This window comes from Kitasatospora sp. NPDC089797 (assembly GCF_040684795.1).
Classification (GTDB): domain Bacteria; phylum Actinomycetota; class Actinomycetes; order Streptomycetales; family Streptomycetaceae; genus Kitasatospora.
The window spans coordinates 76,654-92,336 of record NZ_JBFBGS010000031.1 but is presented as its reverse complement, the minus strand read 5'-3'; the positions used below and the strand labels follow the sequence as shown (position 1 = coordinate 92,336).

Below are 15,683 nucleotides of genomic sequence, written 5' to 3'. Positions count from 1 at the left end.
ATGTGCAGGCAACACCGCCTGTGGACGCGGGAGCTCGGAGCACCGGGCTGAGAGGACGCTGACCGGACCGTCGACGGACGGACCGACGGCTGCGTCGACCGCAGGAACCTGACCGGGTAATGCCGGCGTAGGGAGTAGAGGTCAGATGACCACGTTCGACGCACAGCCGCAGTCTGCCCAGGGCGCCCCCAGCAGCGAGCGCACCGGCTACCCCACCCCGGCCTGGCGCAAGGCCCACCGCGACGGATCCCGCCCCGACCTGCGGGTCCCGTACCGCGAGGTGCAGCTCACCAACGGCCGGACCGTCCCGCTGTACGACACCTCCGGCCCGTACACCGACCCGGCGTACGAGCCCGACGTGCGGCGCGGCCTGCCCGCCCTGCGGGACGCCTGGATCCGCCAGCGCGGCGACGTCGAGGAGTACGACGGCCGCGAGGCGCGCCCCGAGGACGACGGGATCAAGCACACCTCCCCGCGCGGCGGCAACCTGCGCAACCTGGACGCCGTCTTCCCCGGCCGTCCGCGCCGCCCGCTGCGCGGCCGCGGCGGTGTCGCGGTCACCCAACTCGCTTACGCCAAGCGGGGCGTGGTGACGCCGGAGATGGAGTTCGTGGCCCTCCGGGAGGGCCTGGAGCCGGAGTTCGTGCGGGACGAGGTGGCCCGCGGCCGGGCCGTCATCCCGGTGAACGTGAACCACCCCGAGGTGGAGCCGGCCGTCATCGGCACCAACTTCCTGGTGAAGATCAACGCCAACATCGGCAACTCCGCCGTCACCTCCTCGATCGAGGAGGAGGTGGAGAAGATGACCTGGGCGACCCGCTGGGGCGCCGACACCGTCATGGACCTCTCCACCGGGCGCAACATCCACACCACCCGCGAGTGGATCCTGCGCAACTCCCCGGTGCCGATCGGCACCGTGCCGCTCTACCAGGCCCTGGAGAAGGTCGACGGCCGGGCCGAGGAGCTGAGCTGGGAGGTCTACCGGGACACCATCATCGAGCAGTGCGAGCAGGGCGTCGACTACATGACCGTCCACGCCGGCGTGCTGCTGCGGTACGTCCCGCTCACCGCGCGCCGCAAGACCGGCATCGTCTCGCGCGGCGGCTCGATCATGGCCGCCTGGTGCCTGGCGCACCACCAGGAGAACTTCCTCTACACCAACTTCGAGGAACTCTGCGACATCCTCGCCACCTACGACGTCACCTTCTCGCTCGGTGACGGCCTGCGTCCCGGCTCCATCGCCGACGCCAACGACGAGGCCCAGTTCGCCGAGCTCCAGACCCTCGGCGAGCTCGGCCGGATCGCCCGCGAGCGGGACGTCCAGGTGATGATCGAGGGCCCGGGCCACGTCCCGATGAACAAGATCAAGGAGAACATGGATCTCCAGAAGGAGATCTGCGACGAGGCGCCGTTCTACACCCTCGGCCCCCTCACCACCGACGTCGCCCCCGGCTACGACCACATCACCTCGGGCATCGGCGCCGCGATGATCGCCTGGTGGGGCACCGCGATGCTCTGCTACGTCACGCCCAAGGAGCACCTGGGCCTGCCCAACCGGGACGACGTCAAGACCGGCGTGATCACCTACAAGATCGCCGCCCACGCCGCCGACCTCGCCAAGGGCCACCCCGGCGCCCAGGCCTGGGACGACGCCCTCTCCGACGCCCGCTTCGAGTTCCGCTGGGAGGACCAGTTCAACCTGGCCCTCGACCCGGAGACCGCCCGCGACTTCCACGACGAGACCCTGCCCGCCGAACCCGCCAAGACGGCCCACTTCTGCTCGATGTGCGGCCCGAAGTTCTGCTCGATGAAGATCTCCCAGAAGATCCGCGACGAGCACGGCGACGGCTCCAGCGCGGTCCGGACCGACTTCGACGCCGAGGCCCTGGCGGGCATGCAGGCCAAGTCCGAGGAGTTCGCCGCCCAGGGCAACCGGGTCTACCTCCCGCTGGCCGACTGACATCGGACCACCGAGCGCCGTCCCGGTCGACGCGGGGCGGCGCTCCGTCGTGGCTGCTCCGCACGAGCTCCGTCATCTGCATTTTGCAGATGACGGAGCTAGAATGCAGACATGACTGTCCTCACGATCCGGGACGTCCCGGACGACCAGATCCAGACCCTGAAGGTCCGCGCAGCCCAGGCGGGCAAGTCGCTCCAGGCGTTCATGCAGGACCTGATCGCCAGGGAGGCGTCCAAGCCCACGATGGCGGAGATGATGGCGCGGCTCGACCGGGAGACCACCGCCGACGTCAGTGCGGCCGATGTCCTCGCTGCCATCGACGAGGGGCGAGCCGGACGTTGATCGTCATCGACTGCTCCGCGCTCGTCCTGGCCCTCACGGCGCAGGGTTCCGACGGAAAGCTCGTCCGCAGCCGGGTTTCCGGGGCGGGGGACGTGTACGCGCCCACCCTCCTGGACTACGAGATCCAGTCGGCCCTCCTCGGCATGCGGCGTGGCGGCAAGCTGACCGAGAAGGAGATGGAGAAGGCGATCGCCGCGTACCGGCTGCTTCCCATCGCCAAGCGCGAGACCTTTCCCTTCTGGGACCGCGTGAGGACACTGAACGCCAACCTCAGCGCCTACGACTCCCAGTACGTCGCTCTGGCGGAAGCCCTGGGCGCACCACTGATCACCAGTGACGCGAGGATCCGGCGCAGCGGTGCGGCGAAGTGCGAGATCGAGGTCTTCGCCGCGGGACGCCGTTAGCCGGTGCGATGGTGCGGCCGTCCGTCGAGGCGCTGGTCACGGCGGTTCCGACCTGCCTCGCTCCGGCGGCGGTCCGGGTGCTCAGGCGGTGGTGGCGGTGACGTCCTGGGGGTACCAGCGGAGTTCGACGGTGTTGCCGTCCGGGTCCTGGACGTAGAGGGAGGTGGCGGTGCCGCGGGCGCCGTAGCGGGGGCCGGGGCCGTCGAGGACGGTGAAGACGCCGGAGTCGACGACCTCCTGCCAGTCGAGGGGTTCGACGGTGAGGCAGATGTGGTCGACGTTGGACTCGTGGCGGGGGCGGTGGAGCAGGTCGATGATCGTGTCGGCGCTGACCCGGACGGAGGGGAAGGAGACCCGGCCGGCCCGCCACTCCTCGACCCGGACCGGTGCCAGGCCGAGGAGGCCGGTGTAGAAGGCGAGGGACCGCTCGATGTCGGCGACGTTGAGGACGAGGTGGTCGAGGGCGACGACGCGCATGGTGATCGGCTCCGGCGGTGAGGGGCGGTGGGGGCGGTGACGGGGGCAACGATCCTCCGGTCCGGGATGATCATCAATGGCGGATCGCCGTACGATCGTTGAGCCGGGTTAAACGGAGCGGGGGCGGCGGCATGCTGGAGCGGGTGGAGGTCGAGGTCTTCCTCGGGCTCGCCGGGGAACTGCACTTCGGTCGGACGGCCGAGCGCCTGGGCCTGACCACCGGCCGGGTCAGCCAGGTGGTGCGGAAGCTGGAACGCCGCGTCGGTGCACCGCTGTTCGAGCGGACCAGCCGGTCGGTGCGGCTGACCCCGGTGGGGCGGCAGTTGGCGGCCGACCTGGGGCCGGCGGCGGCCGCGATGGAGGAGGCGCTGCGGCGGGCGGTGGACGCCGGGCGGGGGGTGACCGGCGAGCTGCGGGTGGCGTTCCTCGGGGAGTCGACGGCACCGGTGCTGCTCCGGGCGGTGGCGCTGTTCGGCGAGCGGCACCCGGAGTGCCGGGTGGACGTCCGGGAGGTGCAACTGTCCGACTCCCGGGCCGGTCTGGAGGACGGCTCGGTCGACGTGCTGGTCGCCTCCTACCCCTTCGACGGCATGGCGGTCGGCCCGGCGCTGCTCATCGAGCGGCGCGTGCTGGCGGTGCCGGCCGGGCACCCGTTGGCGGCCGAGGCCGCGGTGTCGCTCGAGGTGCTGGCGGACCACCCGGTGGTGCAGTACCCGGCGGTGACCTCGGTCGGCTTCAAGCGGGACCGCACCCCCGACCGCACGCCGTCGGGCCGTCCCGTCCCCAAGGGGCCGTCCGGCGGGACGTTCTCGGAGATGCTCAGCCTGGTCGCGATGGGCCGGGGCGTGCTCCCGGTGGGCGAGCACTGCCGCCTGTACTACCCGCGCCCCGACCTCGCCTACGTCCCGATCCACGATGCCCCGCCGATCGAGCGCGGTCCGGTCTGGCTCCCGGGGAACAGCACGGAGCGGGTCCGCGCGTTCGTCCGGGCTGCGGCCGAGGTGGCCAACAGGCCTGCTGCTGCGGTCAGTTGACGGAGGGGCGACGGATCAGCGGATCGACGGATCAGCCGACGTCGTCCGGGCCGGTGAAGTCGGGCGGGGTGTAGCCGGGGCCGGTGAAGTCGGGCGGGGTGAAGGCGGCGGGGCGAGGGGTGCGGCCGTCGGGGTCGGTGAGGCCGTCGGGGCCGGGGCTGGTGAAGGCCGGTGGGGTGAAGCCGGGGCTGGAGTAGCCGGGGGCGGGGCGGCCGGGGACGGCGGGCAACTGGGTGTGGAGGTAGGGGAGCAGGCCGTGGGTGCGCAGGGCGGTGCGCCATTCGGCCCGGGCGGTGGCGAGTTCGGCGGCGAGCTCCGGGTCGGTGCCGGCCGGGGCACTGGCGCCGTCGCGTAAGGCGGTGAGCAGCAGCCCGATGACGCCGACGGCCATCGCGGCGACCCCGGCGGCGAGTGCCACCCAGCCGGCCGTGACCAGCGAGCGGGCCAGCAGCCGGCCCGGGTCGGCGGCCCGCAGCAGGTAGCCGACCAGCAGCAGGACGAGTGCGGCGGCCCAGGCCAGGATCGGGGTGAGCACGGTGAGGACGGGGAACAGCCCGGCACCGCCGTTGGCCGAGCGCAACTGGCCGAGCAGGCCGGGGGTGTACGGCTCGGCGTCGGCCGCCGGCGGGGGCGTGGCGCGCAGACTCTCGCGCAGCGCGGTGTAGTGGGCGTACTCGGTGGCGGCCGCGGTGTTGATGCCGTCGGCGTCGCGCAGGGCGAGGACGCGGAGCTGGTCGGCGGTGAGCGCGCCGGGGGCGCGCAGGGCGGCGAGGACGGTGCGGTCGCGCAGGACTTCGCCGAGGAGGCGCTCGTACTCCGGGCGGTCCTCGGCGAGCAGCGGCGGGGGGTTGGACATGGGGACCCCGTTCATGCGGACCCCGCCCGGTATCGAGGACGCGGGGCCGCATCGGAACGCGGGACACCCTCGGGACGCCGGGACGGGCACGGAGGCGGGCCGCCGGACGGACGGCCGGGTGTGGTGTGCCTCATGGTAGGGGCGGGTGCGGCCGTGCTGACAGTCGGTTTCCGGAACTTCGCGCCCCGGGCCGCGTGCGCGCGGAGGTGCGGGCGCCGGGAACAGGTGTTCGCGCGGCGGGAACGACGGCGTGCTGCGGGAGTGACCGGCCGGGGGGCGGCCGAGGGGGAGACCGGTCGGGGTCAGATCGGCAGCCGGGCGACCAGCAGCCGGCCTTCCATGGTGACCCCGCCGTCCATCGCCACCGCCAGGTCGTCCGCGTACACGTACGGCCCCGGGATGTGCGGCGGCTGTCCGTCGTCCGCGTGCACCGCGCCGGTGAGGTACGGGATCGGGCTGTGCCCGTGCACGATCCGGGTGCCGCCGAAGGTGTCGAGCAGCTCGTGGACGGCCGTCGGGCCGGCGTCGCCGCGGAAGGCGAAGCGCTTGGTGAAGCGGCGGAAGCAGTCCCACCACTCGTCCACGCTGCCGTCCGCGAGCAGGCTGTGCACGGCGTCGTTGACGTCCGGGATGGACTCGCCGTACTCCAGGTACGCGGTGGTGTCGGAGTGCAGCAGCAGGTGCCCGTCCTCCAGCCCGATGGCGGGCAGCCGGGAGAGCCAGCTGATGTGGTGGGCCTCCAGCCGGTCCAGGTCGTTCTGCTGGCCGCCGTTGAGCCGCCAGGCGGCGAGGAAGGAGGCGGTGCCGGCGGTGGACTGGACGGGCTCGTCGCCGTACTTGGCGGCTCCGAGGAAGAGCAGTTCGTGATTGCCCATCAGGGCGCGGCAGTAGCCGCCGGCCGCGGCCGCCTCGGCGGCGAGCTGCATGACCAGGTCGATGACGCCGATGCCGTCCGGGCCGCGGTCGGTGAAGTCGCCGAGGAACCAGATCCGGGCCCGGCCGGCCGACCAGTGGCCGCCGTCGTCGATCAGGCCCTGGTGGTGGAGTTCGGCCCGCAGCTCCTCCAGGTAGCCGTGCACGTCGCCGACCACGTAGACCGGGCCGGGGGGCTCGCCGGGGCCGGGGGCCGGGTACGGGTAGCTGGGGGCGGAGGGGTCGGGCAGCGGCGGGCCGAGTTCGATGGTCGGCGGGTCGTCGCGGTCGGACCGGGGGTCCGGGTGCTGGTCACCGGGGCGCTCGCCGGGCCGGTCGTCGAGCCGGTCGTCGAGCCGGTCGTCGAGCCGGTCGTCGAGCTGGAGGGCCGGGGAGGGCCGGTCGGGCAGGGTCGGCTCGTAGCCGGAGTGCTCCTGGGCGCGGGGGTCGTAGCCGCCGCCGTAGCCGCCCCCCTCGTAGCCGCCCCCCTGGTAGCCGTGGCCCTCGTAACCGCCGCCCTCGTAACCCGCCTCGTAACCCGTTTCGTAACCGCCCTGGTCCTGATGCGAGAACGCCGGGGACTGCCCCGGCGCGCCGTGCCCCTGGTCGGCGCCCGGTCCCTGGGCGTGCACGGTGTGGCCCCGGCTGTCGGCGGGCCAGTGCTGTTCGAGGTAGCGGGCGCCGCCGTAACCGCTGTAGGTCTCCGCTTCGTACGGCGTGCCCTGGTGGCCCGGTGCGGGCTCGGGTTCGTAGTAGGTGCCGTACGGCAGCACGTCGAGGTCCGGCTGGTGGCGGGGGCCCGACTGGGGGTGCTCGGGCCCGGGGAAGCGGTCCTCGGGTGTCATTCGCCCATCATAGGAAGACCACTCTCCCGCCGTCGTCACCTGGTGGGTATCCAATCCTCCGGAGCGTCAGCCGGGCGGTTGCGCAAGGTCCGTTTTGTCCCGGCTCGGTAGGGTCTCCAGCGCTCCCGTGGGGTCTCGTGGGGGCCGGTGGGGCTCCGCTCGGCGCCCCGGCGGCGTTCCGACGGGGCGTCGGCCCGGTGGACGAGGTCCAGACCTCATCCACCGCGGGCTACACCTCGCCCGGGGGCCGGGGCGGGCTGACGGTGGTGCGCGGGCTCCGGCGCTGCGAGGAGGCGCGGACGATCAGCTCGGTCGGCATCAGGGTGCCCGGCGGCGGGCCGTTGCCGGCGGTGCGGTAGCGCGGCGGGAAGAGCCGGGCGATGTCCACGCCGGTGCCGGAGTCGACGCCCTCGATGGCGTCGATCAGCAGGTTGACCACGGTGGTGCCGATCTTGCGCGGTTTGAGCGAGAGCGTGGTGATCGGCGGTTCGGTGGTCGCGTAGACGTCGCTCTCGCTGCAGCAGACCAGCAGCAGGTCGTCCGGGACCCGCAGGCCGTACCGGCGGGCGGCGGCCAGCAGGTCGGTGCCGTTGGGGTCGAACAGGCCGTACACGGCGTCCGGGCGGTCCGGGCGGGCGAGCAGCCGGTCGGCGGCGACCGCGCCGGCGGCCGGGTCGTGCGCCGGGTAGGTCTCGTAGACCGGCTCCTGGCCGACCTTGACGCACCAGGCGAGGTAGGCCTCGGTGGAGAGCCGGGTGTAGGTGTCCGTGCTGGTGCCGGTGAGCAGGCCGATCCGGCGGGCGCCGGCCTCCGAGAGGTGGTCGAGGATGCCGAGCACGGCGGCCTCGTGGTCGTTGTCGACCCAGGCGGTGACCGGGCAGTTGCCGGGCTTGCCGTCGCTGACCACCGGCACGCCGGACCGGTACAGCTCGCTGACCAGGGGGTCCTGGTCGGGCGGGTCGATCACCACGGTGCCGTCCAGGGCGATGTTGCCCCAGACGTCGTGGCGGGAGGAGGCGGGCAGCACCACCAGCGCGTAGCCGCGGCCCAGGGCGGCGCTCGTGGCGGCCCGGGCCATCTCGGCGAAGTACGCGAACTCGGTGAAGGTGAAGGGCTCTTCGCCGTAGGTCGTGACGGTCAGCCCGATCAGGCCGGACCGTCCGGTGCGCAGGGTGCGGGCCGCCGCCGAGGGGCGGTAGCCGAGGCGCTCGGCGACCTCGCGCACCCGGCTGCGGGTCTCGTCGGGCAGGCGGCCCTTGCCGTTCAGCGCGTCGGAGACGGTGGTGATCGACACTCCGGCGGCTGCTGCCACATCCCGGATGCCGGCCCGCTCCAGACGCCTTGAGGTGGTGGGACGCCGACCGCTCTGGTTGGCTGCTGCTGTCATGGCGGACCGATCGTATGGCTCCTGACAAGGGTCTGTGACCGGCGCATCGGGAGCCTTCGGAGATACGTTTCTCCAAGAGTGAGCCGGGGTGCGCCCCTTCGATCCCCCTCCGAAACCAGGCCTCTTACCTCTGACATGTGCCAAAGGAACCGGGCAGAATGGCTGATCTGCGCCTGTAACCCGTCCGGGCATCTCACTCCTACGGGTGAGGGCGGTCGGTATCGTGCAAGGCACCCGACCGGGGTGGTCCGGGCGAGCCCCGCGGAATCCGGGGGCGGAGCCAGGTCCCGGGGCACGGCGGCGATCCCGACCGTGCGAGGGCGGGCGGACCGGCAGAGAACACGAAGGAGTACGACCGTGAGCAGTGGTACCTCAGCACAGGGCCCGCGCCTGCGCCCGAGCCTGGACGGCATCCCCACCTACAAGCCCGGCAAGCCGGCCGGCGCCGACGCCTACAAGCTGTCCTCGAACGAGAACCCGAACAACCCGCTGCCCGGCGTCCTGGAGGCGGCGGTCGCGGCGGCCGGTTCGTTCAACCGCTACCCGGACATGGGCGTCAGCGAGCTGACCGCCGTCCTGGCCGAGCGCTTCGGCGTGCCCGCCGAGCACATCGCCCTCGGCACCGGATCGGTCGGCGTCGCCCAGTCGCTGGTGCTCGCCACGGCCGGCCCGGGCGAGGAAGTGGTCTTCGCCTGGCGCTCCTTCGAGGCCTACCCGATCATCACCCAGATCGCCGGGGCCACGCCCGTCCCGGTCCCGCTCCGGGCCAACGGCGACCACGACCTGGACGCGATGCTCGCCGCGGTCACCCCGGACACCCGGCTGATCTTCGTCTGCAACCCCAACAACCCCACCGGCAACGTGATCCACCGCGCCGAGCTGGAGCGCTTCCTGGACGCCGTCCCCGGCGACGTCCTGGTGGTCGTCGACGAGGCCTACATCGAGTTCATCCGCGACCCCGAGGTGCCCAACGGCATCGACCTCTACCGCGACCGCCCCAACGTCTGCGTGCTGCGCACCTTCTCCAAGGCCTACGGGCTGGCCGGGCTGCGGGTCGGCTTCGCGATCGCCCACGAGCCGGTCGCGAACGCGCTGCGCAAGACCGCCGTCCCGTTCGGCGTCAGCCAGCTCGCCCAGGACGCCGCCGTCGCCTCGCTGCGCGCCGAGGAGGCGCTGCTGGAGCGGGTGGAGGGGCTGGTCGGCGAGCGCGACCGGGTCGTCGCCGGGCTGCGCGCCCAGGGCTGGGAGATCCCGGACTCGCAGGCCAACTTCGTCTGGCTCGGGCTCGGCGAGCGGTCGGCGGACTTCGCCGCGGCCTGCGCCGCGGCCGGGGTGATCGTCCGGCCGTTCCCGGAGGGCGTGCGGATCTCGATCGGCGAGGCCGAGGGCAACTCGATCTTCCTGGCGGTGGCGGAGGGCTTCCGCAAGGAGATCGAGGGCTGAACCTCCGGCCGGTCCGACGTTCGGACCGTCGGCTGAGCCTCCGGCCGGCCGGTCCGTCGGCCGGTCCGTAGGGGCGCACCCCGCTGCTGGGGGTGCGCCCCTACGGCGTTCACGCGGTGTGGACGGCGAGCGGGGCGGCCGCCGGCGGAGTGGTTCGCTCCCGGATGGCTGGGGATCGCTGGGAGGGCGCTGGGAGTTCCGCCAACGGCGGCCCACGGCCCGGCCAAGCCGGCCGTCCGGGGCGGGCGGTACGGGCGGAATGCCCGGATCCGGCCGGTCAGTCTTCTCCCAGCCGACGCCCAGGGCAGCGCAAGAGCGTCCGGCGAAGCTGTCCGCCATGAAGGTGCTCCCACGGCGGCGAGGCGCCGTCCTCGTCAACTCCGCGCTCGGCGTGGCCCTGCTGGGCGGGGCCGCCCTGGTGTACGCCACGGTCGACGGCAGCGGCGGCACGGCCGCCGCCAAGCCGGTCGCCCGTACCGCGACCGTCACCAAGGGGACGGTGCTGGCCACCGTCTCCGGTACCGGCACGCTGGCCTCCCCCACCGACGCCGGTCAGGACTTCACCACCGGCGGGCGGCTCACCGCCGTCAAGGTCGCGGTCGGGGACACCGTCAAGAAGGGCCAGGTGCTGGCGACGGTCGACACCACGGCGGCCCAACAGCAGGTGGACGCCGCCCAGTCGGCGCTCGGCACGGCGGACGCCAACCTCACGAAGGCGCAGGCGGGCGTCACCACCACGACCACCGAACAGCTGCCCGGGGCGACCACGGCCCCGCAGGCTCCTTCGCCGAACAGCGGAGGCGGAGGAGGTCGCGGGGCGGGCGGGAGCAGTACGCCCGCCCCGCAGACCACCACCATCACCACCACCAAGGTCGACGACGCGGCGGTGGCCCAGGCCCAGCAGCAGGTCGCCACCGCGCAGACCAACCTCACCAACGCCCAGGCGGCGCTGGCCGGTACGACGCTCACCGCCTCGGTGGACGGCACGGTCGCCTCGGTCGCGGCGAAGGTCGGTGACACGGTGGGCTCCCCGGCGTCCGGCTCCTCGGCCTCCTCCTCGACCAAGTCCACCGGCACGAGCGGCGGTTCGGGAACGCCGAGCGGCTTCATCGTGCTCACCAACCCGACCGGGATGCAGGTCACCGCCAACTTCTCCGAGCTGGACTCGCTCAAGCTGAAGAAGGGCGAGGCGGCCACCGTCACCCTGAACGCCCAGTCCGACACCAAGCTCAACGCCACCGTCCTGTCGGTCAGTTCGCTGCCGTCGAGCGGTTCCGGCGGCGGCACGGCCGGCTCCTCCGCCGTCCAGTACGCGGCCACCCTCCAGCTCAACGGCGACACCAGCACCCTGCGCACCGGGCTCAGCGCCACCGTCCAGGTGATCACCGGCGAGGCGGACAGCGCGCTCTCGCTGCCGACCTCGGCGCTGTCCGGCACCGGCGCCTCGCGGACCGCGACCGTGGTGCACGCGGACGGCAGCACCGAGCGGGTCGACGTCGGGGTCGGCGTCGAGGGCGACAGCACGGTGCAGGTGGTCTCCGGCCTGAAGGAGGGCGACAAGGTCGAACTCCCCACCACCAGCGGCAACAACGGCTTCCCGAACGCCTCCTTCCCGGGCCTCGGCGGCGGTGGCGGCCGGGGCGGCAACGGCGGCTCGGTCGGGATCCCCGGCGGAGCGGGCGGTGCCGGAGCCGGCGGCGGCCGGGGCGGTAAGGGCTGAGCATGCAGCACGTCATCGACAACCGCGTCCCCGCGCACCCCGTACCGGTGATCCGGATCCGCCGGCTCACCAAGTCGTACGGGCACGGCGACGCCACCGTGCACGCCCTGCGCGGCCCGTACCGGCCCGGGACGGAGGAGCCGGCCGGCGTCGACCTGGACATCGAGCAGGGCGACTACGTGGCCGTGATGGGCAGTTCGGGCTCCGGCAAGTCCACCCTGATGAACATCCTCGGCTGCCTGGACGTCCCCACCGCCGGCCGCTACCTGCTGGACGGCACCGACGTCGGCCACCTGGACGAGCAGCAGCTCGCCCTGGTCCGCAACCGCAAGATCGGCTTCGTCTTCCAGTCCTTCAACCTGGTCCCCCGCACCACCGCGCTCGCCCAGGTCGAGCTGCCGCTCGCCTACGCGGGCGTCCGGGCGGCGGAGCGCCGACGGCGGGCGATGGCCGCGCTGTCGCTGGTGGGGCTGGGCGAGCGGGCCGGACACAAGCCCAACCAGCTGTCCGGCGGCCAGCAGCAGCGCGTCGCGGTGGCACGGGCGCTGGTCACGGCGCCGGCCATGCTGCTCGCCGACGAGCCGACCGGGAACCTGGACAGCCGCTCGACGGAGGAGGTGCTCGGCCTGATCGACGGGCTGAACGCGACCGGCCGCACGGTCGTGCTGATCACCCACGAGGACGAGGTTGCCCGGCACGCCAAGCGGGTGCTGCGACTGGTCGACGGACAGATCGTCAGCGACGTCCGGCAGGCGCCGGCGGACGGGCTGCCGCCGGCGATGGCGGGGGTGGCGGCGTGATCCTCTGGCAGATGCTCCGCTTCGCGGTCGGCGGCCTGGCCGCCAACAAGGTGCGCTCGGCGCTCACCATGCTCGGGGTGCTGATCGGGGTGGCCTCGGTGATCCTGCTGCTCGCGGTGGGCAACGGCTCCTCGGTGGCGGTGAAGGACTCGATCACCTCGCTGGGCACCAACTCGCTGACGGTCAGCGCCGGTTCGGCGTCCGGTGGGGCGCGGTCAGCCTCCTCGGTGAAGAAGCTGACGGTCGCCGACGCGAAGGCGCTGGCGAGCGACGGCGACGGCTCGGCGATCCGCTCGGTGGCGCCCGTGGTGACGACCAGCGCGACCGCGCTGTACGGGAACGTCTCGTACAGCCCCGGCTCCGTCGTCGGCACCTACCCCGCGTACTTCGAGACCGCCAACCAGAAGGTGGCGCACGGCGACTACTTCACCGACGACGACGTCCTCGGCTCGCGCAAGGTCGCGGTGCTCGGCGCCACGACCGCCAAGCAGCTGTTCGACACCGAGGACCCGGTCGGGAAGCGGATCGTGCTCGGCGGCACGCCGTTCACGGTGGTGGGCGTGCTCGCGGCCAAGGGCGGCAGCGGGTTCACCGACCCCGACGACGTGGTGATCGCCCCGCTGCCGACCGTGCAGAACGCGTTCACCGGCTTCGGGCCGGTCAACCAGATCCTCGTCCAGGCCTCGTCCGCCGACAGCACGACGGCCGCGCAGGCGGAGATCACCCGGGTGCTGCTCGGGACGCACGCCATCGCGGACCCGACCAAGGCCGACTTCCGGATCACCGACCAGGCCTCGCTGCTGACGGCCCGGGAGAGCACCACCAAGACCTTCACCGTGCTGCTCGGCGCGGTGGCGGCGATCTCGCTGCTGGTCGGCGGGATCGGGATCACCAACATCATGCTGGTGACGGTCACCGAGCGGACCCGCGAGATCGGCATCCGCAAGGCGCTCGGCGCGCCCCGGGCGGTGATCCTCGGGCAGTTCCTCGCCGAGTCCACGCTGCTGTCGGTGATCGGCGCCGGCCTGGGCGTGGCGGCCGGGATCATCGGCTCGCACTTCAGCATCGTCGGCATCAGACCGGTGGTGATCCCGGAATCGGTGCTCGGCGCGTTCGGCATCGCCGTCGCCATCGGCCTGTTCTTCGGCAGCTACCCCGCCAACCGCGCCGCCGCGCTGCGGCCGATCGACGCCCTCCGACATGAGTAGGAGCAGTTCTCCGATGGAGCACGACGAACAGGTCGCCCTGCTGGCCACCCCGCCGGACGCGCGCGACGTGAGCGCGGAACTGGCCGCACCGCCGCGGCGGAAACTGCCCTGGCTGTCGCTGGTCCTCGCCGGCGGGGTGATCGCCACCGGGGCGTTCGCGGGCGGGGTCTGGTACCAGCAGAACGACGGGTCCTCCACCACGGCCAAGTCCGCGCCGCGGGCGGCGGCTTCCGCCGGGGGGTACGGGCAGAGCGCCGGCGGGCGCCGCGGCGGGCAGGGCCAGGGCGGTGGCCAGGGGCAGGGCGGCGGCCAGGGCGGTGGCCAGGCCGGGTTCACCCGCGGCACCGTGAAGGCCGTCGACGGGAGCACCGTCTACCTGACCGACGCCAACGGCAACACCGTGAAGGTCACCACGGCGGACTCGACCAAGGTCCAGCTCAACAAGGAGGGCAAGGTCGCCGACCTCCAGCCCGGCCAGAGCGTGACCGTCGTCGGCACCCCGGACGCGAACGGCGGCTACCAGGCCAGCCAGCTGGTCGAGGGCGCCGCGACGGGCGGCTTCGGCGGGGGAGGCTTCGGCGGTGGTGGGGGCGGTGGCGGCGGCGCGCCCCGGACCCCGTCCGGCGGCTGACCCGGGGTGGGTCTGGCCCCACCCCAGGTGTGGGGCCAGACCGGTGTCCGCCCGGTCGCCGTCTCCGTAGATTCGTCCTCACCACGACACGGAGGACAGAGCAATGGCGATCACGGCGACGGCGAACACCGGCAACTCCCGCACCGACAAGGCCTTTTCCACGGCCAGGAAGTACATCGCCCTGTTCGGTGCGATCGGCCTGATCACCCTGGCGACCGTCGCCGTGATGGCCGCCGCCGGTCACCCGACCACCCCGTTCATGTGGATCCGCGGCGTGATCTTCCCCGCCCTCGCCCCCGTCCTGCTCCGGGTCACCGCCCGCGCCGCCGAGGGCGACCACAAGGCCTTCGACCGGATCCGGACCGTCTCGACCGTGATGCCGATCGCCGTCCTCGCCGTCGACCTGATCCCCGGCATCTGCCCGGCCTGGTACGCCGTCCTCCAGGGCCTCTCCGCCCTCGCCCTCCTCCCCATCGCCGTCCTCACCCGCACCAAGGCCGTGACCGCCGCCTTCCCCAAGCCGTGACGCCCGGTCCCTCGGCGCGTAGGAAGTCGGCCCCGCCGACTTCCTGCGCCGGCCTTTGTCCGCTGCCCTGACCGGCCCGTCGCCCACCGCTCGGACTGCTCCTGACGGACGGGCCGGTAGTGGAGGCGGACCGCCTGGGGGAGTGGCACCGTTCGGGCGCCCGCCGGAGGTGACGCACGGTGTGCGCGGGGGAACCGTGCGCACACAATCGAGCCGCGCCACTCGGGGTTTGCCGCCGTAAAACCGCCCGTTAAGGTGTTAATCCAACATTCATCCATGCCGCGTAGCCTCCGGGGGCTAGCCTCATGCTGAACGTCATCGTCCGACCGGGAGGCGAAACCCCCGTGCAAGGCACTGTCACCACACCGGGCGGCCCCACCGTTGCCGGGGGCCAGGGCGAGGCGTTCCTCCTCGTCGTGGACGACGAGCCGAACATCCGCGAACTGCTCGCGGCCTCGCTGCGGTTCTCCGGCTTCCGGGTGGCCTCCGCCGCGAGCGGCACGGAGGCGCTGGAGCTGATCGCCGTCGAGCGGCCGGACCTGGTCGTCCTCGACGTGATGCTGCCCGACCTCGACGGCTTCACCGTCGTCGAGAAGCTGCGCGAGCGCACCAGCCGGGGCCAGATCGCCGGTCCCGCGCACGGGCACCCGGGCGACCACCTGCCGGTGCTCTTCCTCACCGCGAAGGACGGCGTCGGCGACAAGGTGCAGGGGCTCGCCGCGGGCGCGGACGACTACGTCACCAAGCCGTTCAGCCTGGAGGAGCTGATCGCCCGGATCCGGGCGATCCTGCGCCGGGCCGGCGGCCCCGCCGAGGACGGCCGCCTGGTGGTGGCCGACCTCACCCTCGACCCGGTCGCCCACGAGGTGACGAGGGCCGGCATCCCGGTCGCGCTCTCCCCGACCGAGTTCAAGCTGCTGCACTACCTGCTGGCGAACGTCGGCCGGGTGGTGTCCAAGGCTCAGATACTCGACCACGTCTGGGCCTACGACTTCGGCGGCGACCTCTCCATCGTCGAGTCCTACATCTCCTACCTGCGCCGCAAGCTCGACTCCGGCCCGGCGCACGGCCCCAAGCTGATCCACACCGTGCGCGGCATCGGCTACGCGCTGCGCCGCCCCCCGCAGGGCTGACCGGT

Annotated in this window: 15 protein-coding genes and 1 riboswitch; of the genes, 11 read left to right on the top strand and 4 right to left on the bottom strand. The window is 73.0% G+C overall.

All coding sequences use genetic code 11. The features are described 5' to 3' along the window. Positions 1-16 precede the first annotated feature (16 nt). Positions 17-151, top strand: a riboswitch (TPP riboswitch). The 3 genes from thiC to AB0O91_RS25105 all read left to right on the top strand — a co-directional run bounded on the left by thiC (position 146) and on the right by AB0O91_RS25105 (position 2,706). Continuing rightward, complete coding sequence (thiC, locus tag AB0O91_RS25115; protein WP_363437008.1) at positions 146-1,960, top strand: phosphomethylpyrimidine synthase ThiC; 1,815 nt, start codon at positions 146-148, stop codon at positions 1,958-1,960. It overlaps the preceding riboswitch by 6 nt. Positions 1,961-2,071: 111 nt before the next feature. After that, positions 2,072-2,302 carry an antitoxin gene (locus tag AB0O91_RS25110; RefSeq protein ID WP_363437006.1) on the top strand — a complete coding sequence of 77 codons (231 nt, stop codon included), beginning with the start codon at positions 2,072-2,074 and terminating at the stop codon, positions 2,300-2,302. After that, positions 2,299-2,706, top strand: a complete 408-nt coding sequence (locus AB0O91_RS25105; RefSeq protein WP_363437003.1) for a type II toxin-antitoxin system VapC family toxin — start codon at positions 2,299-2,301, stop codon at positions 2,704-2,706. The genes AB0O91_RS25110 and AB0O91_RS25105 overlap by 4 nt, the downstream gene beginning before the upstream one ends. An 81-nt stretch (positions 2,707-2,787) precedes the next feature. Here AB0O91_RS25105 and AB0O91_RS25100 read toward each other — a convergent pair whose 3' ends face one another. Beyond that, on the bottom strand, positions 2,788-3,183 hold the full coding sequence (locus AB0O91_RS25100) for a VOC family protein (protein WP_363437001.1): 396 nt from the start codon (positions 3,181-3,183) through the stop codon (positions 2,788-2,790). Between the two features lie 131 nt (positions 3,184-3,314). Between AB0O91_RS25100 and AB0O91_RS25095 the strand changes: the two genes are divergently transcribed. Further along, positions 3,315-4,217 (top strand): LysR family transcriptional regulator, encoded by a 903-nt coding sequence (locus AB0O91_RS25095; RefSeq protein WP_363436998.1) that lies wholly within the window; start codon positions 3,315-3,317, stop codon positions 4,215-4,217. 31 nt (positions 4,218-4,248) lie between these two features. Here AB0O91_RS25095 and AB0O91_RS25090 read toward each other — a convergent pair whose 3' ends face one another. From AB0O91_RS25090 to AB0O91_RS25080, 3 genes are all read right to left on the bottom strand, one after another. Beyond that, entirely contained in the window at positions 4,249-5,073 is an 825-nt protein-coding gene (locus AB0O91_RS25090; protein WP_363436995.1) for a hypothetical protein, read from the bottom strand. A gap of 302 nt (positions 5,074-5,375) precedes the next feature. Next, on the bottom strand, positions 5,376-6,830 hold the full coding sequence (locus tag AB0O91_RS25085) for a metallophosphoesterase (RefSeq protein ID WP_363436992.1): 1,455 nt from the start codon (positions 6,828-6,830) through the stop codon (positions 5,376-5,378). Positions 6,831-7,059: 229 nt separating this feature from the next. Further along, a complete protein-coding gene (locus AB0O91_RS25080) occupies positions 7,060-8,217 on the bottom strand; it encodes a LacI family DNA-binding transcriptional regulator (protein ID WP_363436989.1) in 1,158 nt (385 codons plus the stop codon). A 357-nt stretch (positions 8,218-8,574) separates the two neighbouring features. On the opposite strand from AB0O91_RS25080, the gene hisC reads away from it, so the two are divergent. The 7 genes from hisC (at position 8,575) to AB0O91_RS25045 (ending at position 15,678) form a co-directional block, all read left to right on the top strand. Beyond that, a complete protein-coding gene (gene hisC, locus AB0O91_RS25075) occupies positions 8,575-9,660 on the top strand; it encodes a histidinol-phosphate transaminase (protein WP_363436986.1) in 1,086 nt (361 codons plus the stop codon). A 337-nt stretch (positions 9,661-9,997) separates the two neighbouring features. After that, positions 9,998-11,380 (top strand): biotin/lipoyl-binding protein, encoded by a 1,383-nt coding sequence (locus AB0O91_RS25070; protein WP_363436983.1) that lies wholly within the window; start codon positions 9,998-10,000, stop codon positions 11,378-11,380. 2 nt (positions 11,381-11,382) lie between these two features. Further along, positions 11,383-12,180 (top strand): ABC transporter ATP-binding protein, encoded by a 798-nt coding sequence (locus AB0O91_RS25065; RefSeq protein WP_363436980.1) that lies wholly within the window; start codon positions 11,383-11,385, stop codon positions 12,178-12,180. Beyond that, the gene (locus tag AB0O91_RS25060) at positions 12,177-13,388 is read left to right on the top strand and encodes an ABC transporter permease (RefSeq protein WP_363436977.1); all 1,212 of its coding nucleotides are present in this window, start codon (positions 12,177-12,179) and stop codon (positions 13,386-13,388) included. Before AB0O91_RS25065 ends, AB0O91_RS25060 begins: the two co-directional genes overlap by 4 nt. 13 nt (positions 13,389-13,401) lie before the next feature. Next, positions 13,402-14,019, top strand: coding sequence for a DUF5666 domain-containing protein (locus tag AB0O91_RS25055; protein ID WP_363436974.1), 618 nt, complete (start codon positions 13,402-13,404; stop codon positions 14,017-14,019). Positions 14,020-14,122: 103 nt separating this feature from the next. Beyond that, on the top strand, positions 14,123-14,545 hold the full coding sequence (locus AB0O91_RS25050; RefSeq protein ID WP_363436971.1) for a hypothetical protein: 423 nt from the start codon (positions 14,123-14,125) through the stop codon (positions 14,543-14,545). A 344-nt stretch (positions 14,546-14,889) separates the two neighbouring features. Next, the gene (locus AB0O91_RS25045) at positions 14,890-15,678 is read left to right on the top strand and encodes a response regulator transcription factor (protein ID WP_363436968.1); all 789 of its coding nucleotides are present in this window, start codon (positions 14,890-14,892) and stop codon (positions 15,676-15,678) included. Positions 15,679-15,683 lie beyond the last annotated feature (5 nt).